The organism is Chloroflexota bacterium (genome assembly GCA_026706485.1).
Classification (GTDB): Bacteria; Chloroflexota; UBA11872; order UBA11872; family UBA11872; genus JAJECS01.
In genome coordinates this window covers 1-26360 of sequence record JAPOYR010000007.1, presented here as the reverse complement: position 1 = coordinate 26360, position 26360 = coordinate 1, and the positions used below count along the sequence as shown (strand labels likewise).

The 26360-nt window shown below is 68.6% G+C and carries 22 protein-coding genes; 8 read left to right on the top strand and 14 right to left on the bottom strand.

The window, feature by feature from the left end; all coding sequences use genetic code 11:
* Positions 1–3: 3 nt before the first annotated feature.
* Positions 4–2010, bottom strand: coding sequence for a trypsin-like peptidase domain-containing protein (locus OXG79_05750; GenBank protein ID MCY3783272.1), 2007 nt, complete (start codon positions 2008–2010; stop codon positions 4–6).
* Positions 2011–2162: 152 nt separating this feature from the next.
* Here OXG79_05750 and polX point away from each other — a divergent pair, with 152 nt between their 5' ends.
* Entirely contained in the window at positions 2163–3908 is a 1746-nt protein-coding gene (gene polX / locus OXG79_05745) for a DNA polymerase/3'-5' exonuclease PolX (protein ID MCY3783271.1), read from the top strand.
* A gap of 194 nt (positions 3909–4102) precedes the next feature.
* Here polX and OXG79_05740 read toward each other — a convergent pair whose 3' ends face one another.
* The 3 genes from OXG79_05740 to OXG79_05730 form a co-directional block, all read right to left on the bottom strand.
* Positions 4103–5206 carry an FAD-dependent oxidoreductase gene (locus OXG79_05740; GenBank protein ID MCY3783270.1) on the bottom strand — a complete coding sequence of 368 codons (1104 nt, stop codon included), beginning with the start codon at positions 5204–5206 and terminating at the stop codon, positions 4103–4105.
* Positions 5207–5313: 107 nt separating this feature from the next.
* Positions 5314–6468: an acetylxylan esterase gene (locus tag OXG79_05735; GenBank protein ID MCY3783269.1), complete on the bottom strand. Its 1155-nt coding sequence runs from the start codon at positions 6466–6468 to the stop codon at positions 5314–5316.
* Positions 6469–6488: 20 nt separating this feature from the next.
* Positions 6489–7094, bottom strand: a complete 606-nt coding sequence (locus tag OXG79_05730; GenBank protein ID MCY3783268.1) for an ATP cone domain-containing protein — start codon at positions 7092–7094, stop codon at positions 6489–6491.
* A gap of 281 nt (positions 7095–7375) precedes the next feature.
* On the opposite strand from OXG79_05730, the gene OXG79_05725 reads away from it, so the two are divergent.
* From OXG79_05725 to OXG79_05710, 4 genes are all read left to right on the top strand, one after another.
* Complete coding sequence (locus OXG79_05725) at positions 7376–8083, top strand: nucleotidyltransferase family protein (protein MCY3783267.1); 708 nt, start codon at positions 7376–7378, stop codon at positions 8081–8083.
* Positions 8046–8753: an endonuclease V gene (locus OXG79_05720; protein MCY3783266.1), complete on the top strand. Its 708-nt coding sequence runs from the start codon at positions 8046–8048 to the stop codon at positions 8751–8753. The genes OXG79_05725 and OXG79_05720 overlap by 38 nt, the downstream gene beginning before the upstream one ends.
* Entirely contained in the window at positions 8750–9547 is a 798-nt protein-coding gene (locus tag OXG79_05715) for a class I SAM-dependent methyltransferase (protein ID MCY3783265.1), read from the top strand. Before OXG79_05720 ends, OXG79_05715 begins: the two co-directional genes overlap by 4 nt.
* Before the next feature lie 65 nt (positions 9548–9612).
* On the top strand, positions 9613–9915 hold the full coding sequence (locus OXG79_05710; protein ID MCY3783264.1) for a hypothetical protein: 303 nt from the start codon (positions 9613–9615) through the stop codon (positions 9913–9915).
* Positions 9916–10189: 274 nt separating this feature from the next.
* On the opposite strand, the gene OXG79_05705 is transcribed toward OXG79_05710, so the two are convergent.
* From OXG79_05705 to hisC, 10 genes are all read right to left on the bottom strand, one after another.
* Positions 10190–10708, bottom strand: coding sequence for a bifunctional nuclease family protein (locus OXG79_05705; GenBank protein MCY3783263.1), 519 nt, complete (start codon positions 10706–10708; stop codon positions 10190–10192).
* A gap of 92 nt (positions 10709–10800) precedes the next feature.
* The gene (locus OXG79_05700) at positions 10801–12033 is read right to left on the bottom strand and encodes an aspartate kinase (GenBank protein MCY3783262.1); all 1233 of its coding nucleotides are present in this window, start codon (positions 12031–12033) and stop codon (positions 10801–10803) included.
* A 63-nt stretch (positions 12034–12096) separates the two neighbouring features.
* Positions 12097–13521, bottom strand: a complete 1425-nt coding sequence (argH, locus tag OXG79_05695) for an argininosuccinate lyase (GenBank protein MCY3783261.1) — start codon at positions 13519–13521, stop codon at positions 12097–12099.
* A gap of 41 nt (positions 13522–13562) precedes the next feature.
* Complete coding sequence (locus tag OXG79_05690; GenBank protein ID MCY3783260.1) at positions 13563–14756, bottom strand: aspartate aminotransferase family protein; 1194 nt, start codon at positions 14754–14756, stop codon at positions 13563–13565.
* A gap of 58 nt (positions 14757–14814) precedes the next feature.
* A complete protein-coding gene (gene argB / locus OXG79_05685) occupies positions 14815–15615 on the bottom strand; it encodes an acetylglutamate kinase (protein ID MCY3783259.1) in 801 nt (266 codons plus the stop codon).
* Positions 15616–15618: 3 nt separating this feature from the next.
* The gene (gene argJ, locus OXG79_05680; protein ID MCY3783258.1) at positions 15619–16842 is read right to left on the bottom strand and encodes a bifunctional glutamate N-acetyltransferase/amino-acid acetyltransferase ArgJ; all 1224 of its coding nucleotides are present in this window, start codon (positions 16840–16842) and stop codon (positions 15619–15621) included.
* Positions 16843–17871, bottom strand: a complete 1029-nt coding sequence (argC, locus tag OXG79_05675) for an N-acetyl-gamma-glutamyl-phosphate reductase (GenBank protein ID MCY3783257.1) — start codon at positions 17869–17871, stop codon at positions 16843–16845.
* 43 nt (positions 17872–17914) lie between these two features.
* Positions 17915–18721 carry an undecaprenyl-diphosphate phosphatase gene (locus OXG79_05670; GenBank protein ID MCY3783256.1) on the bottom strand — a complete coding sequence of 269 codons (807 nt, stop codon included), beginning with the start codon at positions 18719–18721 and terminating at the stop codon, positions 17915–17917.
* 9 nt (positions 18722–18730) lie between these two features.
* Positions 18731–20926, bottom strand: a complete 2196-nt coding sequence (locus OXG79_05665) for a sodium-translocating pyrophosphatase (protein MCY3783255.1) — start codon at positions 20924–20926, stop codon at positions 18731–18733.
* Positions 20927–20978: 52 nt separating this feature from the next.
* Positions 20979–22064 carry a histidinol-phosphate transaminase gene (hisC, locus tag OXG79_05660; protein MCY3783254.1) on the bottom strand — a complete coding sequence of 362 codons (1086 nt, stop codon included), beginning with the start codon at positions 22062–22064 and terminating at the stop codon, positions 20979–20981.
* Between the two features lie 521 nt (positions 22065–22585).
* Here hisC and OXG79_05655 point away from each other — a divergent pair.
* The 3 genes from OXG79_05655 to OXG79_05645 all read left to right on the top strand — a co-directional run.
* A complete protein-coding gene (locus OXG79_05655) occupies positions 22586–22930 on the top strand; it encodes a nucleotidyltransferase domain-containing protein (protein MCY3783253.1) in 345 nt (114 codons plus the stop codon).
* Entirely contained in the window at positions 22911–23294 is a 384-nt protein-coding gene (locus tag OXG79_05650) for a HEPN domain-containing protein (protein ID MCY3783252.1), read from the top strand. Before OXG79_05655 ends, OXG79_05650 begins: the two co-directional genes overlap by 20 nt.
* 155 nt (positions 23295–23449) lie before the next feature.
* Positions 23450–26360 (top strand): restriction endonuclease (locus OXG79_05645; protein MCY3783251.1); only part of this gene is annotated, 2911 nt, incomplete at its 3' end.

Here is a 26360-nt window from a genome sequence, read left to right as displayed (position 1 = left end):
TGCTCATCCGGGAAGCGGCACGCCGACGATCCGCATGTCCGAGAACACGACGTAGTCGCGACCCGGATCGACCAGTCCCGTGCAACCCAGCGAGAGCTTCGGGTATTCGTACTGCAAGCCGTCTTCGACGTAGCGCTCCTCGTCGTTGACAAAGAGCTGCACCGATCCGGCGTCGTACACGAGAACCAGCGTGTACGACGTTGAATCCGCGGGAATCGCCACGATCTCGTCGGAAGCCACGACCTCGAGGTGGCCGCCGGTCACCCGGACCCATGTGAACTGCGACCGTTCACCATTCCAAATGTGGGGACCAAGATACAGCGTGTCGCGACTTTGGAATTCCTGGTCGAACACGTCGTTGAACGTAATCACCGCCGCGGCGTCGCCAAACGTCTCGATCGTCGTTCCCAGGGCGAAATTGAAGCTCTTGGTACCCAAATCGGATCCGCCGAAACCGTCGCAACGCACCCGCCGGCTCCTGAACAAGATCTCGGGTTCGGCAGCGGGCGGAATCGCCGGCGGCGCTTCGCCAACGCGAATGTCTTCGAGCCACGTATCGACCAACGCGCGCACTTCGGAACCAGGAATGACGAAGTTTGTGTTCTGAAGTTCGGCAAACCCGGCCACGGTCACGCCGATGACTTGGCCCGACGTCGTCGCGACGGGCCCGCCGCTGCTACCGGGATTCAGCGCGGCGTCGGTCTGGAGATAGCTGACCCCTTCATTGACCACGCGATTGGACAGGACACCGGTCGTCACCGTCGGCAGTGGCGGACAGTTGGAGCCGCGCTGGACCAGCGTCACGCTGTAGCCGAGCGCCACCAGGTGGTCGCCGGTCTGAAGGCCGTCGGAGTCGCCCCAGATCACCGGAACGTGGCCCTCGTCCGGGACCTTCAGCAGGGCAATGTCGCGATCGGCGTCGCCTGCCACGATCTCGGCTTCTGCGATGTAGCCCCCTGGGCTCGACACGACGATGCCGACGGCGTCTTGTACGACGTGCCAATTGGTAACCGCATAGCCGTCGGCGGTGACGAAGAAGGCCGACCCGCAGCCTTTGTCGGTCTGCACGCGCAGCAGCGACAGCTGCAGGAACTCTGCCGCGTCGGCCACGGTTGGGCCGCGCGGCCCGCGGCGACTTTCGAGTCCGAGTTCAAGCGCATCGCCGGCCGCCAGCGGCGCTTCGGGGGCAAATGCCAGGTATTGCCGCCAGGCGCCATAGGGATATCGGCTGTCCCGTACGACGTCCCCGAGCAAGCGCAGCTTCACCGGCGACCCCGGCGACTCCGGGTGATACTCGAGCACCGCCGCTTGGAAGTACTGGCGAATACGGTCGTCCGGCGGCCGGGTGGGGTCGTGCAGCACGGCCTGCGGGTGATCGTCGTGTCGCGCGTCGCTCTTGGGGAAGCCAAACGATTCGACGCCGCCGAGCCGGTTGAAAAAACTGGCGAAGCCCGTGCTCGCGCCTTCCACCGAAAAGTCGGAAACCTTGTGGCCCCAGGGACCGAGCGCCTCGCCGGGGTTGGGATTGGTGAGGTCCGGCTCGACGCCCTGATCCTCCGAGCCGCCCAACCCGCCGCCCACGTAGTCCCACGCGAGGCGGCGGAGGAACGTGTGGGCGCCCCCGCCGGGCGGCGGCTGCCAGTCCACCACGCCGCGCTGGTAGTACTGCGTCAGCGTTCCGAGCGTCTCCTCGACAATGGCCGAGGTCGGGAATCCCCAGCGCTCTACGCCGCCGGTTCGCTCGAAGTGCTGGAGAAAACTCGCCGTGTAGCCACGGCCGTCGGCAAACGTTCCCGCAAGGTCGGACACGTTGTGCTCGAGTACCGGGAAGTACTTGGCAGCCGAAACCTGCGCGGTGGCAAACCCCGATTCAGCCGCGAATGCCGGCGGCGGTACGGCAAGAACTGCCACCGCGATGACAATCGCAAGCACCCGTGCCAGCGCCTGTCCCGCGACCGCCCGCGACGTGTCGACCGGACGTGGAATGACGCAGTACCCCGGGGCGCGCAAAGTCGCCGCCTAGCATGGCGTCGTGCAACCACGATGTCGAGCGTCCCGCTGCCGCGTCCGATTGCGCGCGCTGTCAGGGATTCGGTGAGAATGCAACGCCACGGCAATCGCCGGAACCGCCCGAGATCGGTGGACGAGATGCGCGAACGAGCATGACAAACAAGGACGCGGCCGATCTGCTGGAAGCATTCGCGGACGTGCTGGAGCTCCGCGGCGCCAATCAGTTTCGCGTGCGGGCGTTTCGCACGGCTTCGCGCCGGGTGGACGGGCTAACCGTCGACCTGGGCGAGTTGGTCGCGAGCGATTCGCTGGAGTCGGTGCCGGGCATCGGCAAGGGCATTGCGGGATTCCTGCGCGAGCTCGTGACCACCGGCAGCGTCGCGGAATACGAGGAATTGCGGGCCGAGATTCCGCCCGGCGTCTTCGACATGCTGCGAGTGCCCGGCCTCGGCCCCAAGACCGCGGCCACGCTCTACACGAAGCTGGAGATCACCAGCATCGACGAGTTGGAAGCGGCGGCGCGAGCGAACGAGTTGGCGCAGGTGCGCAGCATCGGCGCCAAGCGGCAGGAACGCCTCCTGCGCGAGCTGCAGCGCTTCCGCGAACGCACCGCGCGCCACCTGCTGGGCGACGTGCTGCCGCTGGCGGAGCACCTCGCGGCCCACGTTCGCGCGGCACCCGGCGTATCCGAGGCGACCTGCGCCGGCAGCCTGCGCCGGATGCGGGAGACCATTGGCGACCTGGACATCCTGGCCGCCGCCGACGACCCCGACCCGGTGATGCGCCACTTCCTCGACCACGAGGCCATCGACGAGGTGCTGGCGTCGGGCTCGACCAAATCCAGCGTGCTGGTGGCCAACAATCTCCAGGTCGATCTGCTGGTGGTGCCGCCGAACAGTTACGGCGCGGCGCTGGTCTACTTCACCGGGTCGAAGGAGCACAACATCGAGTTGCGGCACCGCGCGCTGGCATTGGGCCTGTCGCTCAACGAGTGGGGGCTGGATGAGGTCGAGACCCAGGTGCGCCGGCCCGCGCCCAGCGAGGCCGATGTCTACGCGGCCCTCGGATTGCCCGTGATTCCGCCCGAGCTTCGCGAGAGCCGCGGCGAGGTTGCCGCGGCGGCGGACGGCTCGCTGCCCGAGCTCATCGAGCTGTCCGACATCCGCGGTGAGTTCCACGGGCATTCACTCTGGAGCGACGGCGCGGCGTCGATCGCCGATATGGTGCAGGCGGCGCAGGCCGCCGGATACGCCTTCATCGGCATCACGGACCACTCGGGCAGCTTGCAGGTCGCCAACGGCCTGTCGCCGGAGCGAATCACGGCGCAGCGGGACGAAATCGAGCAGGCGAGGGCCAATGTTTCCGGCATTCGGGTGCTGCACGGCAGCGAGGTCGAGATTCTGAGCGACGGCGCTCTTGACTACGACGACGACCTGTTGGCCGAGCTCGACGTCGTGGTGGCGTCGATTCACAGCAACTTCAATCAGCCGCGCGAGGCCATGACGGCGCGGCTGATCGCGGCGATTCGCAACCCCCACGTGGACGTGATCGGCCATCCCACGGGGCGCATGCTCGGCTACCGCGACGGCTACGAGTTCGTTTTTTTTTTTAATGATACGGCGACCACCGAGACCGGCACGGCCATGGAAATCAACGCCTCACCGGAGCGACTCGACCTGGACGACGTGATGGCACGCCGGGCCAAGGAGCTGGGGGTGCCCATTGCCATCAACTCCGACGCTCACCGCCCCGAAAGCCTGGCCTACATGCGCTACGGCGTCGCCACGGCTCGCCGCGCGTGGCTCACCGCCGGCGACGTGCTCAACACCATGGCGCCGGAGGCCCTGACGGCGTGGCTGAGCCAACCAAAGCCGCGGCGCTGGTCGCCACATCGATAGAATCGCCGTAATGGGGACCGTCGCGAACCCCTCCGTCATTCCGGCGAAGGCCGGAATCGAGTTTGGACATCTCACAGTCGGTGGGAGCAGGTCCGGTCCCCTCTCCCTTGATGGGAGAGGGCTAGGGTGAGGGTGATCCGGCGCTCGGGCGTGGGATGTCGACAGTCTGTGCAGAGGTTTCCGACGGCGGGAAGCTAACGATCGCTCAACCGATCGGGACTGAACGGCGCAATCGGGTAGCCGGGATCTTCGCCGGTCAGCAGACGGGCCACGATCTGTCCCGTCAGCCAGCTCATCGTGACGCCGTGGGTGTGATGGCCGGTCGCGAGCATCACCCCGCTCCGAGAATCGCGCCCGATCAACGGCAGGCCGTCCTCGGAGTCCGGACGAAATCCCGTCAGAATCCCCGTGAGCGTTCCGTCCGCCAACCCGGGGACCCCCGCCGAGGCGGCGCGGAGCAGCGACTCGATCGCACCTGCCCGCACCCGCCGGTCGAAACCCGCGCGCTCCTTGGTGGCGCCGAAGATCAAGCGCCCATCCGATCGCTGGCTCAGCGTGCCGGCGGGCCGGTGGATGACGTGGCGCGTGCGGAGATTGGGCGCTTCGAAGGTGATGATGTGCCCCTTGGACGGGACGACGGGAACCCAGGGAAGCAGCTCGCGCGCCCAGGGACCCGTGGCCAGCACGACGTGGTCCGCGCTGACCGTGCCGCGCACGGTTCGCACCGCCGCACTGGCGCCGCCCGAGATCGCCACGACCTCCGCGCCCAGGTGCACGTCCACGCCCGCCGCCAGGACCGCGCGATGCACGATCGGCGCCCATCGATGCGTGTCGACCTGCCCGTCCGGGTAGATGGCCGCGCCGGTGACATCAGGCGCCAGCACAGGCTCGCGACGTCGCGCTTCGTCCGGTTCGAGGAACTCGACGTCGAAACCGGCTTCCCGCTGTGCGGCGACGCGCGCCAAGAGTCGCTCGCGCTCGTCGTCCGTCAGGGCGACGCCCATGGTGGGGCCCGGGAGATAGCCGACCGGAGCGCCGCCGAGCGCTTCCAAGAGCTCTGCGAATTCGGGAAATCCGTCGCGTCCCGCCAATCGCAGCCGGACCAGCGGCGAGTCTCCGTCGGCGTCGTACTGCCCGCAGATGAGCCCCGCCGCCACGGACGACGCCTCGCCGCAGATGCGTCCGCGCTCCAGGATCGCCGCCGTGAGTCCGGCGCGACGCGCGGCCAGCGCCACTGCACAGCCCACGATGCCGCCGCCGACGATCGCGACATCCACGTTCCGCAAGTCGTTGCTCATGCCGCGCAGCCTCCGGGCGGGACCGGCCGAGGGGATCCCATCGCCCACGTCATCGCCACAGAAGGTAGGGCCTTTGCCTCACAAAGGCCAACCGCGCGGCGGCTCGATCACAGACCGTGCAGCGCGGCGAAGGTAAACCCAAACAGGCTCAACATGCCGGGCGCGAAGGTGCCCAGCAGGAAGTCGGGCGAGAGCTGCACCTCATCCAGCAGCGCGTGCTCCAGCACGTCGGTCTGGGTGAGCACCGCCTGCCGCGGGCCGAGTCGACGCAGCAAGCGCTTGGACTCGCTGCTTGGAATGTAGGTGTCGCCGAGGTCGTGGAGCATGCGGACTTTCGCTTGGATCCCGTCGGCCACGCCCACCGGCGAAAGCGCGTCGAGACTGAGCGGCAGGTGCGCCTCCATGCGGCGAATGCGATAGGAGGCCTGCTGCGGATCGCGATTGGCAAAGAGTTCGAAGACGGCCCGACCGGCCGCCGTGAAATCGTCGAGGTCCGTGCGCGCCAGCGCGTCAGGGTCCGGATCGGGCGAAGCGGCGGGAAAAAGGTCGTAGAGCATCCGCTGATCGGTGGCGTCCGGCAGATGGCTGACCAACGTGTTGCGCGCGACGCCCCACACGTAGCGGTGCGGGGTGAACGGTCGAAGGCCGCCGTCGTCGAGGATGGTGCCGGTCGTGGCGGCCTGGAGCAGCGTCGCCAGGCTGTAGTAGGAGCCGACGGTGGCGACGAACGCGACGTCGTCGGCGATGCGCGGATCGGCGGCGGCCACGAGCGACAGCGATCCGCCCGTGGAGACGCCCACGAAGGCGATTCGCTGGGGATCGACCTCCGGTTGCCGCGCCAGGAACTCGAAGCCCGCCACGAGGGCGTCCGGGTCGCGATCGACTAGGCGGTAGGCCGCGTTGCCGAGTTGCTCGGGCGCCAGCACGACGAATCCGGCCCGCGCCAGCGACTCCGCAAACGCCACCAGGACCGGATGCCGCCGTCCGGTCACTTCGACGCCGTTGACCAGGATCAGCGCCGGGCCGGGGCCGTCGGCCGACGCTGCGTAGAGATCGGCCGGGATTTCATCGCCCGCGCGGCTCGTGTAGCCGACGCTCCGCGCGTTGGGTTCGGCAGTCTCCGACTGATCGTCGCTGGGAATCAGCGATGCCAGCGCGTTGCCCACGTCCACCGCCAGCCGCAGCTCGTGGCGCAGCCCAATCACCAGGCCGAGCAGGGCAAGCGCAACGCCAAGCGCCACGAACCCGCCGACGGGGAGCACCGTCCGCGCCGGCGCCGGATTCAGGTGGAGGACTCCGACTCGTCCGCGACGAGCGGCAGGTTCGTCTCGCGAATCGATTGCAGCTCTCGCCGATCCAGGGTCTGGCGAATCACCGTCAGCATCTCTTCCACCCCGCCGGGCTCGACGTAGCTGGAGGCGTAGCGAACCGAGGCGACCTCGTCGAGCGGTTGGAGCCGCTCGAGGACCATTTCGGCCAGCACGGCCGAGCGCACCTCGGTCTGACCGGTGTCCCGTAGCTCGGCCTCGATGCCGTCCGCCAGCACCAGCACGTCCTCGGTCACCACGGGCCGCTTGGAGCACGCCGCGCGCACCGCGCCGAAGAGCTTGCCGCCGCTGAACGGTTCGCGCCGCCCGTCGGCTTTGATCACGGAAATGTCGGGGCGAACCAGGCCTTCGATGGTGTCGAAGATCAGGCCGCAGCGACCACAGCGACGGGTGCGCGCCACGCCGCGCGCGCCGACGTCGGTGCCTTCGACACGCGTTTCGGTGGCGGAGCAGCGCGGGCAGCTAAAGACCTCGCACCGCTCGTAGGTCGTGAACCGATGGCCTTCGCTGCACTCGCGACGCCGGCGCACGGCGTCCGGCGCTTCGCGCGAGTCGACCACTTGCAGGCGATCCGTTCCACATTCCGGGCAGCGCAGCGTCTGTCTCCCATCGCCCCAAGGGCGCCCGAACCTAGCAAAGATGCCGGTCGTGCGGCTCCCCGGCGGCCTAGAATGCGGCGGGGACGATCCGTCGCTCGCCGTAGGGGCAGCCCTGACGGCTGCCCGGGTCGCCAGCGGAATGGGCGCCCGCAAGGGATGTCCCAACAGGTTTCTGTAGATTTCCCGTTAAGGGATCGGTAACGGGAAGATTCCCTGAAAGGACCGGGGAGCAAGAGTCAGCGATGTACGCGGTGCTGATTGCCGGAGGCAAGGGCGAGCGGCTGCGGCCGCTCACGGCGGACCGACCGAAGCCCATGGTGGAGGTCGCGGGGCGACCCATCATGGCGCGTCAAATCGACTGGTTGATCGGCCAGGGGGTCGATCGGTTTGTCGTGTCCTGCGGCGCCATGCACGCGGTCATCCAGGACTACTTCGGCAACGGAGGCTCCCTGGGGGTCGAGATCACGTACGAGGTGGAGGACACGCCCATGGGGCGCGGCGGCGGCTTGCGGCTCGGCTGCGCCCAAATCCCCGCGACCGAGGAGCTGTTCATCGCCACGAATGCCGACATCCTCTCGGCCCAGGAGCTGGCGCCGATGATCGCGCAGCACCGCGAGGACGGAAACACCGCCACCATTCTGCTCACGCCCTACGTCAGCCAGTTCGGCATCGTGGAGATCGAGGGTCGGCAGGTGCGGCAATTCGCCACCAACCCCGTGCTGCCGCATTGGGTCAACGGCGGCGTCTACGTGATGAGCCGTGAGATCGAGCACCAGCTACCCGTCGTCGGCGACCACGAGGACTCGACGTTTCCCGACCTTGCCGCCCAAGGGAAGCTGGGTGCGTTCCCATCGCGCGCCTGGTGGCGCGCCATGGACAGCGTCAAAGACCACGCACGCCTCGAGCAGGAGCTTGACGAGCGGCAGTCGGGGTCCACTGGCGCGGGCTAGGCAAACGCTGACGCTTCCGAATCTCGGCTGGCCATCGGACGCCGCCGGCGCCCGCACATTGCAGGAACAGTTGGCGACGCGCGTCGTCGCGGCGGGGTCGGCGCGGCGCGCCAGCCTTGTGGCCGGGGTCGACGTGCACGTGCGCCACGAGACGGCCATTGCGGTGGCGGCGCTGGTCCACATTCCGACGCTCGAGTTGCGCGAGACGGCCACGGCGGAGGAGCCGGTAGGCTTTCCCTACCTCACCGGCCTGCTGGCGTTTCGCGAGCTGCCGGCGGCGCTGGCCGCCGTGAAGCGTTTGCGCACGACGCCACAGGCGGTGCTGGTGGACGGGCACGGCTTGGCGCACCCGCGGCGCTTCGGCCTGGCCTGCCACCTCGGACTGTCGCTCGATCTGCCCACCGCCGGCTGCGCCAAGACGCGACTCGTGGGTGACCACCCGATGCCCGACGGGCCGCGCGGATCGCAGGCCGCGCTGACGCTGCGAGGCGAGGTGGTGGGCGCCGTGCTGCGCACGCGGGCCGACGTGTCGCCGGTGTTCGTGTCGGTGGGCCACAGGCTCTCGCTGCAAGCGGCGACGGCCCTGGTGTTGCGGTGCACGGGACGTTTTCGCCAGCCGGAGCCGCTGCGACAGGCACACCTCGCCGCGCGCGCCCTTGCCCGCGCATGACCGCGCAGCCGCCGTTCGCCGAAACTGGCTACGACCAGGCCGCGCGCGTCTATGACTTCGAATACCCCGATTGCACCGGCGATGAGCTGGAGTTCCTGGCGGCCAGCGCGGGACCGGCGCCTTCGCGCATCCTCGAGTTGGCCACCGGCACGGGGCGAGTGGCGCTGGCGCTGGCGACGCTCGGTCACGAAGTTACCGGATTGGATATATCGGAGGGCATGCTGGCCCGGGCTCGCGCCAAGCGAGCGACGTTGGAGCCAGAGATCGCTGCCCGCGTTGCGTTTACTCACCGCGACATGGCGCGCTTTCGACTCGACGTGTCGTTCGACGTGGTGGTCGCTGCATTCAACGCGCTCCTGCTACTGCCCGACGCCAAGGCGCGAGCGTCGTGCCTGGCCGCATCGTTCGACCACCTGCGGCCGGGCGGGAGCTTGGTGATCGACGTGTTCGCGGCGAATGCAATCGATCGCACCCCGGACCACGAGACGGTGCAGTTTCTGGAGCGCGACCCGGAAACGGATCGGCTCATCACGCGCGAGCGCTTCTACACCTACGACCCGGAGACTGATCGAGGCCAAAGCCTGCTCATCTACCGGCTCCATGGGGACGGCGGCGAGCCATCCGAGGAGCTGCGGCTCGGATACAGCCTCGCCCTCATGAGCCACGACCAGTTGGTCGACGAGATTCGCGCCGCGGGATTCGCCGAGCTGGCCGTCTATGGCGACTATCGGCGCGGGCCGTGGTCTCCGGACTCGCCGAACCTCATCGTCTGCGCGCGTCGGCGCGCTCGTTGACAGACTCCCGCACCGGTCAACAGAATTGCCACTGACCGCGAGGGTCCCCGCGAGAATCACTGCCCATGTCTGACGCTGCCCGCCGCCACATCCGAGTCTCCGAGCTGCGACTGCGCGTGCCGCGGCGCGAGAGCGAAGGGTATTTCGAGTTCCCCAAGCACATGCTCCATTGGTCGCACGAGCTGCGCGACCCGTCCACTGGCGAGCTGTTCGATCGCACCTACGTGCTGGCCGAACTGGAGAAACAGGGCTGGGATCCGCACGAACTGACCAAGGGCGAGGGCACCTTCCGCCAGCGCGTGCAGCGCCTGCCATTGCCCGAAGGCGGCCAGTTCGCGCCCGGCGGCCCCCTGCACCGGGAGGCGTAGGCCCTCAGTCATTCCGACGGGGAGCCTGCCCCGTACGGGATACGGGGAGACCTTTGCGTAACCCTTCGTCATTCCCGCGAAGGCGGGAATCCACCATTCGTTGAACCTGGGATCGGACAGGATGCGCCCGGTCATCCCCAAGCCCGGCTGGATTCTGCAAAGGTCTCGGAAGGCGGCGATTCAGCGGCCGCTCAACCCGTGACCCCATGCGTAGGGGCGACGCATGCGTCGCCCTCACTCCTGTGTTCAATGGTCTCAGTTGTCGGCGCGGGGGCTAGGACCGGCCGAAGTCGTCGAGGTCGAGTTGGTCGATGAACTTGCGGAAGACCTCGAGCTTCTCCTCCGAGACCGGTTCCGCGTCGCCGTCGGTGGACTCGGTGTCCTCCTGCTCCTGGTCGGCCTCGAACCCGGCCTGGCCGAGGACCTCCTCGTCGACGAGGATCGGCACGCTCACGCGCACCGCGAGCGCAATGGCGTCGCTGGGCCGGCAGTCGACCTCCAGCTGCCGGCCGTTGAAGGTCATGGCGATGTTGGCGTAGTAGATCTGATCGACCATCTTGGTGATCGAGACGTGCTGCACGCCGGCACCAACCGTGTCGACCAGCGAGCGCAGCAGATCATGGGTGAGCGGACGCTGGACCTGCCGATCCTGCAGCTTGACGGCAATGGCGTCCGCCTCGGCGGTGCCGATCATGATGGCCAGGTAGCGAGCGCCGTCGCACTCCTTGAGGACGACCACCCGGCTCGGACTGACCAGGTTGACGCGCACGCTGTCAACCATCATTTCGACCATGTCGCGCCTGTCCCGTAAGCGACCGCGCCGCCTCCCGCGCGAGTCGGCCCGAGTTTACCAATGACCTCCGCGCCGGCTGTGTAGCTCACGCCTCACTGCGCCGAGTCCGCATCCAGCCCAAACGCCGTGTGCAGGGTGCGCGCCGCGTGCTCGACCTCGGTTTCGGCGACGAGGCAGGTGATGCGGATCTCGCTGGTCGTGATGCCCAGGATGTTGATGCCGGCGTCGGCGAGGGCGCCGAAGGCGCGGGCGGCAATTCCGGGCGTGCTCTGAATGCCGACGCCGACAATCCCGACCTTGCCCAGGCTGGCGTCGGCCGAGACGTCCCCCGCCCCAATTTCGGCGGCAATCGGCCGCACCAGGTCAACCGCCGCGGCCATGTCGGCCTTGCTCACGGTGAACGAGATATCGGTCGTCCCGGCCTCGGACAAATTCTGGACGATGACGTCGATGTTGATGCCGTGATCGGCCAGAGGTTGAAAAATGCCGTGCGCCAGTCCCGGTCGGTCGCGCACGGCTCGCACGGTGATGCGCGCCACGTCGGTGTCGTGGGCCACGCCGCGGACCAGCGCGACGCTTTCGATCTCGACAGCTTCAGCCGCCATCATGGACGTCCCCGGTGAATCGACGAAACTGGAACGTACCACGACCGGCAGCCGGAAGCGCTGGGCAATGCCCACCGAGCGGTGCTGCATGACCTTGGCGCCAAGCTGCGCCATCTCCAGCATCTCGCCGTAGCCAATGGCGTCCAGCTTGTGCGCCTGCGGCACGCACCGCGGGTCGGCGGTGTAGACGCCCTCGACGTCGGTGAAGATGTCGCAGCGGTCGGCGCGCAGGGCTGCGGCCAGCGAAACCGCCGTCGTGTCCGACGCTCCGCGACCCAGCGTGACCATGTCGCCGCCCGGTCCGAGTCCCTGAAACCCGGCGATGATCGGAATCCGGCCCGCATCCATCTCGCTCCGCACGCGGGACGGGTCAAGTCGGTCGATGCGGCCGCGGCCATACACGCCGTCGGTGACGACTCCGGCTTGGATTCCGCTCAGCGCCACGGCCTCCGGACCGTGCGCGCTCACCGCCATCGCGACGAGGGCGGCCGAGGCTGTTTCACCGGTGGACATCAGCATGTCCAACTCGCGCGCACGAGGACGCGGGACGGTGTGCTCGGCCTCCTCGATGAGTCTATCGGTGGCGTCGCCGCGAGCCGAGACGACCACGGCCAGGCGGTCCCCGCCCGCCGCGGCGTCGGCCACGCGCTCGGCCACGGCGGCGATGCGCTCACGCGTCGCCACGGACGTTCCGCCGAACTTAAAGACCAGGGTGGCCACTAGCCGACTCCCGCGCGTAGTAGGCAGGCAAGGGTAGCAGCGAGAATAACCGCCCGGCCCGGCCTAGTTCCGGGGCGCCAGCGCGGCGGGCAGTCCGCTGGCGGTGAGTTCCCGCAGGCGGCCGCGCTCGAGCTCGATGCGCCGCCGCGCGTCGTCGATGGCCAGGCTCACCCGGCGCGGCGCGGTGCCGCCCGGCACGTCGCGTCGCGCGACCGAGCTCTCCGCGGTGAGTCGTTTCCGCAGCTCGGGGCCAAGTCGCGGGTCGATCGCGCGAAGCTGGTCATCGGTGAGTTCGTGCAGTTCGACGCCGGCGGTGATCGCCGCGGAGACGACGCGGCCCGCGATCTCGTGGGCCTCGCGAAACGGCGCGCCTTGCTCGACGAGGTAGTCGGCGATCTCGGTCGCCGTGGCATGACCAGCCGTCGCCATCTGCGCCATGCGTTCGCGATTGAACCGCAGCGTGGCGAAGGCCTGGCACATGATCTCCAGCGTGGGGAGCACCAGGTCCTCCATGCGAAACAGGGCCTGCTTGTCCTCCTGGAGGTCCAGGCCATACGTGAGCGGCACCCCCTTGACCGTGGCGGCCATGCCCGACGCAATCCCCAGCGCCGTGCCCGCGCGCCCGCGAACGAGCTCGGCGATATCGGGGTTCTTCTTCTGCGGCATGATGCTGCTGCCGGTGGCGTAGGCGTCGTCGAACTCGACCATCGCGTAGCCGGGCGAGGCCCAAACCACCAGGTCCTCGGCCCATCGCGACAGGTGCAGCAGGATGCCCACGCCGAGATTGAGCAGCCCCAGCAGATAGTCCCGGTCGGCCACGGCGTCCATGCTGTTGCGCGAGATCTGGCTGAAATGCAGGGCATGCGCCGCCTGCTCGCGATCGATGTCATAGGGCACGCCCGCCAGCGCGCCGCTCCCGAGCGGGCAGACATCGGCCAGGGCGAAGACCTGGTAGCAGCCGTCGAGGTCGCGGCTGAGCATCTCGTGAATCGCGAGCAGGTAGTGCCCCAGGGTGACCGGCTGCCCGGATTGAAGATGAGTGAATCCGGGCGCGACCGTGTCCGGCTCGGCGCGGTCGACCAGCGCGGCCATCAGGTCCGCCAGCGCGCGCCCGATCCGAAGCGTCAAGCCCTTCACGTAGAGCCGCATGTCGGTGGCGACCTGGTCGTTGCGGCTGCGGGCGGTGTGCAGACGGCGACCGGGATCCCCGAGCCGCTCGATGAGGACGCGCTCCACGAAGCTGTGAATGTCCTCGTCGCCGGCGTCGACGGGGCCGCCGGCCTCGTCGAGTTCCTGGAGCAGCCGGTCCAGCCCGCCGGTCAGCGCCTCGGCGTCGGACGCATCGATGATGCCCCGCGCGCCGAGCATGGCGGCGTGGGCCCGGCTGGCGACAATGTCCTCGCGGTAGAGCCGCTGGTCCCAGGGAAACGAGCGGGTGAACGCTCGCGCCGCGTCGGCGGGCTCCGACTCGAAGCGCCCGCCCCACATGCCGGCGATCTCAGCCCGCGCGCGGGGTCCGGCGCCCCGCGCTAGGCGCGCAGCGCCGTGCCAATGACTTCAAGGCCCGTGTCCAACTCGGCGTCGCTGATGGTCAACGCCGGCACCAGGCGGATCGTCGCTGCGGCGGCCTTGATCAGCAACACGCCGTGATCGCGCGCGTAGGCAATCACGTGGTCGGCGCGCTCGGGGCCCGTGAGATCGAACCCCACCAGCAGCCCAAGCCCACGCACGTCCGTAATCTCGCCGGTCTCGCGGCCCAGGCGCCGCAACTCGGCGGCGGCATGGTCGCCCTTGCGCGCCACTTCGTCGAGGAATCCCGGAGCCGTGACGTGATCGAACACCACGCGGGCGCCGGCGCAGACGAGCGGGTTGCCGCTGAACGTCGAGCCGTGGTCGCCCGGCCGCAGCACACTGCACCGCTCGGTACTCAGCGCGGCGCCAATGGGCAGCCCGCCGCCTAGCCCTTTGGCCAGGGCCATCAGGTCGGGCGTGACGCCAAAGTGCTCGTAGGCGAACAGCTTGCCGGTGCGCCCGATGCCAGTTTGCACCTCGTCCAGAATCAGCAGGATGCCGTGCTCGTCGCAGAGTTCGCGGAGTCCGGTCACGTACTCCGTGTCCGCCACCCACACGCCGCCCTCGGCCTGAATGAGCTCCAGCATCACCGCGGCGGTGGAGTCGTCGATAGCGTCGCGCACCGCGTCCAGGTCGTTATAGGGCACGTGGGTGAATCCGGCCGGCATCGGCTCGAATGGCTCGTGATAGGCCGGCGTGCCGGTGGCGGCGGTCATGGCCAGCGAGCGGCCGTGAAAGCCGCGCAGCGTCGTGATCACACCGGTCGCGCCGTCGCGGTTTTGCCGGCCCCACTTGCGCGCAATCTTGACGCAGGTCTCGGTGGCCTCGCCGCCGCTGTTGACGAAAAACACCCGATCCAGCGCCGAGTGACCGGTCAGCCGCTCGCCCAGCTCGACCTGGGGCGTGGTGTAGAAGAGGTTGGACACCTGAACCAGGGTGCGCGCCTGCTCCGCCACGGCATCGGCGATATCGGGATTTGCGTGGCCGAGGGCGTTCACCGCGATGCCAGCGGCGAAGTCCAGGTATTCGTTGCCGGCGTCATCCCACACCTGCATGCCGCTGCCCCGCACCAGGGTGACCGGAGCGCGGGCGAACGTCTGGTGATAGACCTGGGCTTCGCGTGCCTGCCAGTCCGTCGCTGATTGGGTCATGGATGAACTCTAGCCGTGCGGGTTGGCAGGAATTATATGGCGCGCCCAACCATGCGCGTCAGGCAACGATGCGCGTGCCCACGGCGCTCTCGACCAGGGTCTGCCGAATGGCGTGGGGCTGCCGGCCGTCGGTGATCCAGACGGCGGCGACCGCGTCCAGCAAGTCCATCGCCGCGCGGACCTTGGGCACCATGCCGTCGCGGATCACTCCGTCGGCGATCAGATCGACGGCGCGACCAGCCGGCAGGTCGCGGATCGGCTCGCCATCGGCATCGAGAACCGCCGGCACGTCGGTCAGGAACAGCAGGGCGTCCGCTCGAACCGCACGCGCCACGGCCCCGGCGATCTCGTCGCCGTTCACGTTGAAAAGCTCGCCGTCCGGCCCCAGCCCCAGCGGCGCGATCGTCGGCACGTGTCCGCGCGCGGTGAGGTCGTCCAGCAATCCGCGCCGCACCTCGCGCACCCTGCCCACGTAGCCCAGCGCGGGAAGCTGCTGCTCGACTCGGATCACATCGCCGTCATTGCCGGCGATGCCGACGGCCGACACGCCGTTGGCCACAAGCTCACCGATCAGCGCCGGGGCCACCATGCCGCGAAAGACCGTCACGGCGGCGTCGCGGGTGGCCGCGGATGTCACCCGCAAGCCGTCGATCCAGGTCGCGGTTTCTCCCCGTTTCGCCAAGTAGTCGCTCAACGCGTCGCCGCCGCCGTGGGCAATCGCGACCCGCGCGCCCGCCGCGACCAGGTCCCGGACGTCGGCGCCAATCCGCCCACGTTCAACGTCCGCCGTGCCGCCGACCTTGAGCACGACGTAGCGTCCCCGGAAATCGTCCATGCCTGAGTCCGAGGATGCGGCCACGAGCTAGGTCATGTACTCCGCGTTGATGGTGACGTAGTCGTGCGAGAGATCGCCGGTCCAGGCCGTGGCGCTGGCCGGTCCCGCGTGCAGATCGACCGCAATGCGGCATTCCGACTGGCGCAGGTGCGCGGCAACGTCCGGCTCGTGGTAGTCCTGGATGCGCCCATCCTCGACGGTGCAGGTGTCCCCGATCCAAATGTCCAGGGCTTCGGGATCGAACTCGGCCCCGCTATTCCCGAGCGCGGCGACGACGCGTCCCCAGTTGGGGTCGCCGCCGAACACCGCCGTCTTGACCAGCAGCGAGGTGGAAATCCCGCGCCCGGCGCGCCGCGCGTCGGTGGCGTCCACCGCGCCCCGGACCTCGATCGTGACCAGCTTGGTGACTCCCTCGCCGTTCCGCACGATTTCCCGCGCCAGATGCTGGCAAACCGCCCGAAGCGCGCGACCGAACGTCTCGGCGTCGGCCCCCTCTGGCTTGGGCGTTTCGCTCGCGCCGTTGGCGAACATCAGCACGGTGTCGCTCGTGGACTGATCGCCGTCGATGGAAATCACGTTGAAGGAATCGTCAACCGCCGCGCGCAGGGCGCTGAGGGCGAACGAGGCGTCCAGGGCGGCGTCGGTCGTGACGAACGAGTGCATGGTGGCCATGTTGGGGTGGATCATGCCGGCGCCCTTGGCGGCGCCGCCGATGCGCACGGTCCCGATCGAGAGCGGCACCTCCACCGCGATCGTCTTGGGGTAGGCGTCGGTGGTCATCATCGCCGTGGCGACGTCGATCCCGTCGACCGAGGTCAGCTCGAGCCGCCGGATGCCGTCGGCCACGCGATCCATCGGCAGTCGAAATCCAATGACGCCGGTGGACGCCATCAGGATTTCCTCGGGTGCAACGTCCTGACGCTCGGCGAACAGCTCCGCCATGCGCATCGCGTCGGCGCGCCCCTCGGCGCCCGTGTAGGTGTTGGCGTTGCCGCTGTTGAACACCACGCCCCGCGCCTGGCCGCCGGCGACCCGGGCGCGGTTGATCTCCACGTTGGCGGCCGTCACGCGGTTGGTGGTGAACGTGGCGGCCACCGTGCAGGGGGCGACGGTGCTGAAGATGCCCCCAAGATCCAGAGCGCCGCTGGCCTTGATGCCGGCGGCGATCGACCCGGCCTTGAATCCGCGCGACGCCACCACGCCGCCGGGAATCACCGCGAATCCGTCAAGCGTTTCGGGATTGGCGCCCATCTACGGATAGCCCGCCGGGATGCCGAGTCCCACCTGCTCGTCGAGGCCCAGCATCAGGTTGGCGTTCTGCAGCGCGGCGCCGGCCGCGCCCTTGCCCAGGTTGTCGATGGCGCTCATCGCGATCAGGGTGCCCGTGGCCTCGTCGGCCACCGCCTGCACGAAGCAATGGTTCGTGCCGGTGGTCCACTTGGTGCGGGGCGGCTCGTCGGCCAGGTGCACGAACGGCTCGCCGCCGTATCGGTCCTCGTACGCCGCATCGACATCCGCGCCCGTCGCCCCGTCACGCAGCCGCGCGTAGCTCGTCGAGAGAATCCCGCGCGTCATGGGCACCAGGTGCGGAACGAACGTGACCTGCACCGGCGTCCCCGCGAGCGTGGTCAGCTCCTGCGCGATCTCCGGGCCGTGGCGGTGGGCGGCGACGTTATAGGGCGCCGCACTCTCGTTGATCTCGGAGTAGGTGAACTTGGTTCCGGCGCTACGGCCGGCGCCCGAGATGCCGGTCTTCGAGTCCACGATCACGGACGGCTCGACAAGGCCCGCCGCCAATGCCGGACCGACGGCCAGCTCCGCCGCGATGGCGTGGCACCCAGGATTGGCCACCAGCTTGGTGTGCCGCAGTTCGTCACGCCGGAACTCGGTGAGGCCGTAGACCGCGTCGGCGATCCACTCCGCCGCCGGGTGCTCGCCATACCACTGGCGATAGACCGCCAGGTCATGCAGTCGGAAGTCGGCGCTGACGTCCACCACCGGCACCCCGTCGTCGAGCAGCGGCGCCAGCTGCGCCGCGGACGCGCTGTGCGGCAGGCACGACACGACGGCATCCACCGACCCGTCCAGCTCCGGCGTGAGCCGCAGGTCGGCGTAGTCGGGCCGCGCCGTGGCCCGGACCCAGGGCAACACGTCGCCCACGGTGCTGCCGGCCTGACTGCGTGCCGTCAGGCTCGTCAGTTCCAGGTCGGGGTGGCTGGCCAGATAGCGGATCATCTCGCCGCCGGTATAGCCGGTGGCGTTGAGAAGTCCCAGGCGCATCACGCGGTGCCTCAGGTGGCTAAACGCGATTATACGGGCGCATTCACGGCTGCACGGCAAGAACCACCAGCGCGGCCACGCCAAGTGCAACCCGATATGCGCCGAAGACAAGCAGGCTGTGGGTGGCCACGAACCAGAGCAAGACCCGGATGACGGCCACCCCGACTAATCCCGCCGCGAGCGCACCGATCGCCAGCGCGCCCGCAACCGACTCGAAGGCCTCCGTACCGGCGGCGGCGGAGAGTTCCGCGATTCCGATAGCGAGCACGATGGGCGTCAGCAGCAGCAGCGAGAAGCGCGCGCCGGCGCGCCGCCTCACACCCAGGGCACGCGCTACGGTCATGGTGATCCCGGAACGCGAGACGCCGGGAATCAGCGCCACGACCTGGCTCAGACCGACGAGCAGCCATATGGGCAGGCGGGTGCTCTCGAAGGTGGTGCGAGTGGGCGCCCAGCGATCGATGGCCGCCAGCAGCACGCCGAACGCGATGAGCATGATCGACGCGAACAGCAGCGTTCGTGTCTCCGTCAGCGCGCCGTGCAGCGGATAGGCCACCGCGCCGACGAGCACCGTCGACCCCGCGATGCCCGCCGCCACACGGCGCGACACGGCCGGGTCGTCGCCGCGACCGACGACACCGAGCGTCAGCCGCCACCAGTCGCGCCACAGCGCCACGGCCAGCGCCAGCGCGGTGCCCAGATGCAAAGCCACGCTGAGCATCAGGCCCGACAGAAACGGGTCGGTCCACCCGGCGAACTCGGGCACCAGCAACAGGTGCGCCGAACTGCTCACGGGCAGAAACTCCGTGAGCGCCTGCACGGCGCCCAACAGAGCCGCCTCGAACAGCACCGCCCCGGTTTAGGCGGTCACGACAAAGACCGGCGCCAGAACCAGGGTGATCGTGCTGAGCAGCTTCACCAGCACGTGCAGCGATGGACCCGCCGTGTCCTTGAACGGGTCGCCAACGGTGTCGCCGACCACGGACGCGGCGTGCTCCTCGGTTCCCTTGCCAATCGGGTTGCCGTCCTCGTCCTTGAGATTTCCGGCCTCGATGAACTTCTTCGCGTTGTCCCAGGCGCCGCCGCCGTTGTTCATCACCGTGGCCAGCAGCACGCCCGCGATGGTTCCCACCATCAGAAACGCGGCTTCGGCCTCGGCGCGCAGCACCAGGCCCACGACGACCGGCATCAGGACGGCCAGCAGGCCCGGCAGAATCATCTCCCGCAGCGCCGAGCGCGTGCTGATGTCAACCGCCTGGCTGTAGCTGGGCTCGACGGTCCCCTCGAGGATGCCCGGGTTCTCGCGCCACTGCCGCCGGACTTCCTGGATCATCGTGCTCGCGGCGCGACCGACGGCGCGGATGGCCAACGAGCTGAACAGGAACACCAGCATGGCGCCCAGCATGGCGCCGATGAAGACTTCGACTTTGGCCAGGTCGACGCTGTGGAGGTCGGCCGTTTCCAGGTAGGCGCTGAACAGTAGGAACGCGGCCAGCGCCGCCGAGGCGATGGCGTAGCCCTTGGTCAGCGCCTTGGTCGTGTTGCCGACCGCGTCCAGGCCGTCGGTGATGTCCCGCACGTCCTCGGGTGCCTCGGCCATCTCGGTAATGCCGCCCGCGTTGTCCGAGATCGGACCAAAGGTGTCCATGGCCAGAATGTAGGCCGCGCTCATGAGCATGCCCATGGTGGCGACAGCGGTACCGAAAACGCCGGCCTCGAAGGTGCCGATCGGGATTCCAAGCGCTGCGAAGCCCTCGACGCCCGTGTGGAACGAGGTCCAAAGGGCAATCGAGATGACGATGATCGGCGCGGCCGTGTTCTCCAAGCCGAGCGCCATTCCCGAAATGATGTTGGTGGCGGGACCGGTGCGAGACGCCTCGGCAATCTCACGGACCGGGCGCCACGTGCCCGCGGTGTAGTACTGCGTGATGTAGACGAATGCCACGCTCGTCAGAATGCCGATGACTCCCGACAGGAAGAACCAGGCGGATTCCAGCATCACGAACACCGCAATCGCCATTCCAACAACCGAAAACAGCGCGGTGGTCCAATAGCCGATGTCGAGCGCTTTCTGCGCGTCGCGCACTTGCTCGGGCCGGATCACGAGCAGACCGATGACCGAAGCGATGGTGCCGAATGAGCGCACCACCAGCGGAAACAGGATCCACTCGACGCCCGCTGTGCCCGGAGCCGCGGCCTCGATGGCCTTGAACACGGCCACACCCAGGATCATCGCGCCGATGCTCTCGGCGGCGGTCGATTCGAACAGGTCCGCGCCACGTCCGGCGCAGTCGCCCACGTTGTCCCCGACCAGGTCGGCCACCACTGCGGGGTTTCGCGGGTCGTCCTCGGGCAGACCGGCCTCGACCTTGCCCACCAGATCCGCGCCCACGTCGGCGGCCTTGGTGTAGATGCCGCCGCCCAGCTGCGCGAACAGCGCCACGAAGCTGGCGCCGAACCCGAAGCCGACGATCAGCTCAGGGGCCCGTGTGGGATTGCCGAAGCCATCGAACAGGGCGAAGAGCACGAACACGCCCAGCAGGCTCAGGCCGACGATGAGAATTCCGGAAACGGCGCCGCCCCGAAGGGCCACCGTCAGGGCGTCGCCCAGCGACTTGGTGGCCGCACTGGCGGTCCGCACGTTGGACTTGACCGCCACGATCATGCCGATGATGCCGGAGAGCGCGGAGGCGGCGGCGCCCACTAGGAACGAAACCCCGGTGCGCCAGGCAATGTCGCCCGCCTCGATGCCCTTCGCCTCGTTGGCGCCAAAGAAGAACAGCAGCACCGACAACCCGGCAGCCGCGAAGAGCGCGAGGAACGCGATGGTGCGGTACTGCCGCCGCAGGAAGGCCGTCGCGCCTTCATAGATGCGGTCGCCGTTGAGCTGCATGGACGCGAACAGACGGCTCCGCTCCGCGTCGTCCAACCCCTGGACCGCCGGAATCAATTCGGCGCTGCGACCGCTCCGGTCGATCGGCCGCGTCAAAACATCACGGACGAGGTATCCGACCACGGCGACGGAAACCACGATGGCCGCCGGGACGACCCACACTAGACCTTCCAAGACCTAAACCCCCCTCGACGCCCACCGGCGGTGGGCCATGTCACCCTGGATCGGTGTCACAAGATTGCGCCGCGCCGGCCTCGTGCCCGAGCACGTCGCCGAACGCGGCCATGAACAACTGCATGTCTTCCGCCGAGCCGATGGAGATCCGAAGCGCATTCGCGATGCGCGGATCGCCGGCAAAACGCCGGACCACAATGCGGCGATCTTCGAGCTGGCGCTGAACATCCGCGGCATCGTACCCGTCAAGCTCGACAAATACGAAGTTTGCCTGGGACGGGTGGCACTTGAGCCCGAATCGCTCCTGTAACGTCGCCGCCAGCGCGTCGCGGCGGCAACGGATCGCGGACCAGTGACGCTCCGCCCAATCGAGGTCGCCCAGGGCCGCCAGCCCGGCGGCCTGCGCCAGGCGGCTGACGTTGTAGGAGTCCTTCACCCGCAGCAGCGCGTCGGCAAGCTCCGGGCTCGCCACCGCGTAGCCAAGCCGCAATCCCGCCAGGCCGAAGCTCTTGGAGAACGAGCGCGTGACGCAGACGTTGTCGCACTCGCGCAGCAGGTCCACGTTGTCCCGGTCGGCGAACTCGACGTACGCCTCGTCGATCACGAGCAGATTGACGCGGGACGCCAGCCAGCGCAGGTCGTCCGCCTCGTAGTGGGTGCCGGCGGGGTTGTTGGGACTGGCGACGAAGGTGATCTTGCCGCGCGCGGCGGCCAGCTGGCGCACCGGCAACGCGAAGTCGTCGCCCAGCGGCACCTCGCGAATGTCGCAGCCGCCAATCGCGGCCAGCACCGGATAGAGCGAATAGCTCGGCGTCGCCGCGACGACCCGGTCGCCCGGATCGCACGCCACGCGGATCAGCAGGTTGAGCAGATCGTCCGAGCCGTTCCCGAAGACCACCTGCTCGGGCTGCACGCCATGGCGGCGCGCGGCGGCATCCCGCAGCTCGCGGCTGATCGGATCGGGGTAAAGCCGGATCGACGCGCCGGCCGCCTCGCGCAGGGCGGCCACCGCCGCCGGCGAGGCCTCGGGACTCTCATTCGTATTGAGCTTGATCCAGCCGCCGTCGCCAGGCTGCAAGCCCGGCACGTATCCGTGAATCGCCGCCATATCGCGTCGCAGCCGCACGAGTTAGCTCACCGAGAAAGAAATCAGGCCGCAGACACGGGCCCCGAACGCCCATGCTACCGATTCGCCCCGCCCCCCACCACGCCAGGCGCGCCCGGAGCCGTCCGGTGGAGGGGCGACGCATGCGTCGCCCCTCCGCGGGCCAGCCCTCTCCCTCGACTCCGGCCCCCTCCACCTGGAAAGGGGAGGGGGTCAGAGTCTGCCCCGTACCCGATACGGAGGTGAGGGCGCCCACACCTGTCACCCCGAGCGCCCACCCTGTCACTCCGAGCGCAGCGAGGAGTCTCAGATGCCCGACCCCGGCCGCGTTCGCCATGAGCCCGCCATCGTTCGTGGTGAGCCCGTCGAACCATGAACGGCCCCCGGCTTCCGGATCGGGCCCGAAACGGCGACCGCCGACCTTGTCGCCGCGACAACGCGGCCCGGTTCGACGCCCGGTAGGGCCCAAACACCCTATCCTTGCCTACATGAACGCCCTGGCAAACGGGATCATCGACACCCGAAGGGCCACTTAGCCACCCATGCGCATCGTTGAAGACCCTCTGAACCGCGAAACCATCGAGGCCATCACGCGGCTGATCGTGGAGCGCTTCGAGCCGGAGCAAATCATCATGTTCGGCAGTTGCGCCCGTGGCGAAGTCGACGAGAACAGCGACCTGGACCTGCTGGTCGTCCTGCGCCCTGGCGTCGAACCACCCCGCCGCGGCAACCCCATCCGCCTCGCCATCGCCGACCACTTCGTTCTGCCGGTCGATGTCCTGATCCGCTCGGCCGACGTGATCGCCAAATACCGCCGGGACCCCAACTCCATGATCAGCCGCATGCTGGAAGACTCCGAAGTCCTCTATGACCGCCACGCCGCCTGAACAGGCCTGGTTCGCCAAAGCCGACGAGGACTTGGAGATTGCTCGCCGTGCACTCGGGCCCGACCGGCCGCTGCGGGCCGCGGCCTGCTTCCACGCCCAGCAATGCGCGGAGAAGTACCTCAAGGGCTATCTGGTCGCTCACGACGTCCCGTTTCGCCTTGTCCACGACCTGCCCTACCTCATCCGGCTGTGCACTGGCCTGAATCCGGCCTTTGCGGACCTCAGGCCGGCGGCCGAAATCTTGAACGAATATTCGGCGATCACGCGCTATCCAACCGAGGGCGCTCACGAGCCGAACGTCAACGACGCGAAACACGCAATTGAACTCGCCAAGCAGATTGCTGCCGCTGTAGCACAGGCGTAGCCCTCGCCACGCCTACACCGCGCGTCTCGACCCACTCGCGCATGCGCTCGTTTGCTACGAGCCCACCCCCGTTCGTGGTGAGCCTGTCGAACCATGAACGGGGGTACCGAGCCCGCCCCTCCACCGCCCACCCCGTGCCACACTGACCAACTGACGTGCAAGGCCAACTCTTTACCCAGTACTTCCTCACCGACGGCATCAAGGCCACCGGGGACTGGGACGCCACATTCGCCCATCCGGATGCCTTCCACAGATTTCGGGACGGCGCCCGCCGCCTGTTCGCCGATTTCAGTCGCTTCGACCAACCCAACGAATCCGAGACCGAACAGGAGCTGATCCGACCTCTCCTGGAGCTCCTGGGCTGGGCCGATTACCTACCGCAGCAGGGCACGACGCGAAACGAAGACATTCCCGATCACTTGCTGTTCGCTGATGCGGACGCAAAGGCGCGCGCCGCGGCTCGCGTAATCCCCGACGAACGCTTCCTCGATGCCGCGGTCGTGGCCGAGAGCAAGCGCTTCGGACGACAGCTCGACGCGCGCGAGGTAAGCGGCCGTGCGCGCACCGGCACGCCCCACGGGCAGATACTCCGCTATCTGCGCACCGCCAACGACATCACGGACGGTCGACTGCGCTGGGGCATCCTCACCGACGGCGGCGTCTGGCGGCTCTACGACCAGCGGGCGCGTCCCCGCGCCACCGGCTACTTCGAAGCCGACCTCGCCGCGCTCATCGCCGGCAGCGGTCCGCCCTCCCCCGTTCGTGGTGAGCCTGTCGAACCACACCCTTCGACAAGCTCAGGGCGAACGGACGCGACTTCGGCCCCCTCCACCTGGAAGGGGGAGGGCTGGGGAGGGGGTCCTCCGGCTCCCTCTCCTGGGGGAGAGGGTTGGGGTGAGGGGGTCCCCTCCGCCGCCGACAGCCTCCGCACCTTCTTCCTGCTGTTCCGGCGCCGGTCCTTCGTGCTCCGACCCGGCGCCACCACCACCTTCCTCGAAACCGCGCTGGCCGAAGGACGGCGCTACGAGCAGCAGGTGGCGCAGGACCTGTCGGGCGTGGTGTTCGAGCGCGCCTTTCCCAACCTCATCGCGGCGTTGTTGGACGCTGGCGGCGCGAGCCTGCCCGACGCGCGGCAGGCGGCGCTGGTGCTGCTCTATCGGCTGCTCTTCGTGCTCTACGCCGAGGACCGCGGCCTGTTGCCGGTCAACGACTCGCGCTACGACGACTACGGGCTGCGCAAGCGCGTCCGCGACGACATCGCCCGCCGCATGGATGACGGCGATACCTTCTCGTCCCGCGCCGGCAACTACTACGACCGCGTAATGACGCTGGCCGGGCTGATCGACACCGGCGACGACTCCATCGGACTCCCGCCCTACAACGGCGGCCTGTTCGCCGCCGACGCCGCGCCGTTGCTGGACGCCGTGCGGCTGTCCGACGCGGCCTTCGCCCCCATCGTCCACGACCTGAGTCACGCCGAGATCGACGGACGCCGGCAGTTCGTCAACTACCGCGACATGTCGGTGCAGCAGCTCGGCTCGATCTATGAGCGCCTTCTGGAGCGGGAGCCGGTGCGCAACAGCCGGGGCGAAATCGAGACCCGCCTCAATCCCTACGCGCGCAAGGACAGCGGCAGCTTCTACACGCCGCAGGAGTTGGTCGACCTGATCCTGGACCAGACGCTCAAGCCGCTGGCGGAAGAGCGGCTCTCGGCGTTCGAGCACAGGGCGCGCGAGCTCGCGAGCGACCGCCGTCCCAAGTGCCAGCGGCTGGCCGAGCTTCAGCGGCTGGACCCGGCCCAGGCGGTGCTGGAGCTAAAGGTGCTCGACCCGGCCATGGGCAGCGGACACTTCCTCGTCACCGCCGTCGACTTTCTGGCCGACTACGTCGCGGACCTCATCGAGTACGCCCCGGCGGTGCCGGAATGGCTGGACGGCGACGACGCCTACGAGTCGCCGTTGCTGGAGCGCGTAGCGCGGATTCGGGACGACCTCCTGCAGCGCGCGCGGGACGCCAACTGGGTCATGGACGAGGCGCAGCTGAGCGACCAGACCATCATCCGCCGCATGGTGCTCAAGCGCTGCATCTACGGCGTGGACAAGAACCCGCTGACCGTCGAGCTAGCCAAGGTGTCGCTCTGGCTGCACAGCTTCACCGTCGGCGCGCCGCTATCGTTCCTGGACCACCATCTGCGCTGCGGCGACTCGCTGCTGGGCCTGCGGGTGCTGGACGCGCGCCAGGACTTCGACCAGCTGGGCGGACTCAGCGCCAGCAGCGCCATCGCCGGGGCCGAGGCCGCCACGGCCGGCATGCAGCGCATCGAGCGGCTCTCCGACGCCGACGTGGCCGAGGTGAAGCAATCGGCCGGGTTGTTCGAGGGCGTCGAGCAAGCCACGGCGAAACTGCGCGGCGTGCTGGACTTCCTCGCCGGCCTGCGCTGGCAGACGGCAGGTCTGAGGCGGTGCGCCCAGGCCTCCCTCGAGGGCGCGGTGGTCGAGACCCTGGGGCGCGAGTCGAGCATCGCCTTCGACCTGCTGGCCCGCGGTCCGGACGCCGCGGACGGGTCCATCACCCAGGACGAAATCTGGCGCGAGTTCACGGACCGCTGGACGCAGTCTCGGGCCATCGCCGACCGCGAGGACTTTCTGCACTGGGAGGCCGCCTTCCCCGGCGTCTGGAGCAACTGGCAGAGCCTTCGCCCCGAAGGCGGATTCGACGCCGTGATCGGCAATCCCCCCTGGGATCGCATCAAGCTGCAAGAAGTCGAGTGGTTCGCCACCCGCGACCCCGCCATCGCCCGCGCCCCCACCGCCGCCGCCCGCAAAGCCGCCATCCAGCACCTCCGCGACCAGGCCAGTTCGGCCCCCTCCACCTCGATTCCGGCTCCCTCCACCTGGAAGGGGGAGGGCTGGGGAGGGGGTCATCCGCCCGCCACCCTCGTCGCTGCCTACGACGCCGCCAAGCACCGCGCCGACACCCTGGGCAAGCTGATCCGCGCCTCCGGTCAATACCCCCTGCTCGGCGGCGGCGACATCAACCTCTACTCCCTCTTCGTCGAGCGGGCCA

Excerpts from the sequence above, each read along its gene's own strand:
- polX (MCY3783271.1), top strand. The coding sequence starts at position 2,163 with ATGACAAACAAGGACGCGGCCGATCTGCTGGAAGCATTCGCGGACGTG.
- OXG79_05740 (MCY3783270.1), bottom strand. The coding sequence starts at position 5,206 with ATGAGCAACGACTTGCGGAACGTGGATGTCGCGATCGTCGGCGGCGGC.
- OXG79_05725 (MCY3783267.1), top strand. The coding sequence starts at position 7,376 with ATGTACGCGGTGCTGATTGCCGGAGGCAAGGGCGAGCGGCTGCGGCCG.
- OXG79_05715 (MCY3783265.1), top strand. The coding sequence starts at position 8,750 with ATGACCGCGCAGCCGCCGTTCGCCGAAACTGGCTACGACCAGGCCGCG.
- OXG79_05710 (MCY3783264.1), top strand. The coding sequence starts at position 9,613 with ATGTCTGACGCTGCCCGCCGCCACATCCGAGTCTCCGAGCTGCGACTG.
- OXG79_05705 (MCY3783263.1), bottom strand. The coding sequence starts at position 10,708 with ATGGTCGAAATGATGGTTGACAGCGTGCGCGTCAACCTGGTCAGTCCG.
- argH (MCY3783261.1), bottom strand. The coding sequence starts at position 13,521 with ATGTGGGGCGGGCGCTTCGAGTCGGAGCCCGCCGACGCGGCGCGAGCG.
- OXG79_05690 (MCY3783260.1), bottom strand. The coding sequence starts at position 14,756 with ATGACCCAATCAGCGACGGACTGGCAGGCACGCGAAGCCCAGGTCTAT.
- argJ (MCY3783258.1), bottom strand. The coding sequence starts at position 16,842 with ATGGGCGCCAATCCCGAAACGCTTGACGGATTCGCGGTGATTCCCGGC.
- argC (MCY3783257.1), bottom strand. The coding sequence starts at position 17,871 with ATGCGCCTGGGACTTCTCAACGCCACCGGCTATACCGGCGGCGAGATG.
- OXG79_05655 (MCY3783253.1), top strand. The coding sequence starts at position 22,586 with ATGCGCATCGTTGAAGACCCTCTGAACCGCGAAACCATCGAGGCCATC.
- OXG79_05650 (MCY3783252.1), top strand. The coding sequence starts at position 22,911 with ATGACCGCCACGCCGCCTGAACAGGCCTGGTTCGCCAAAGCCGACGAG.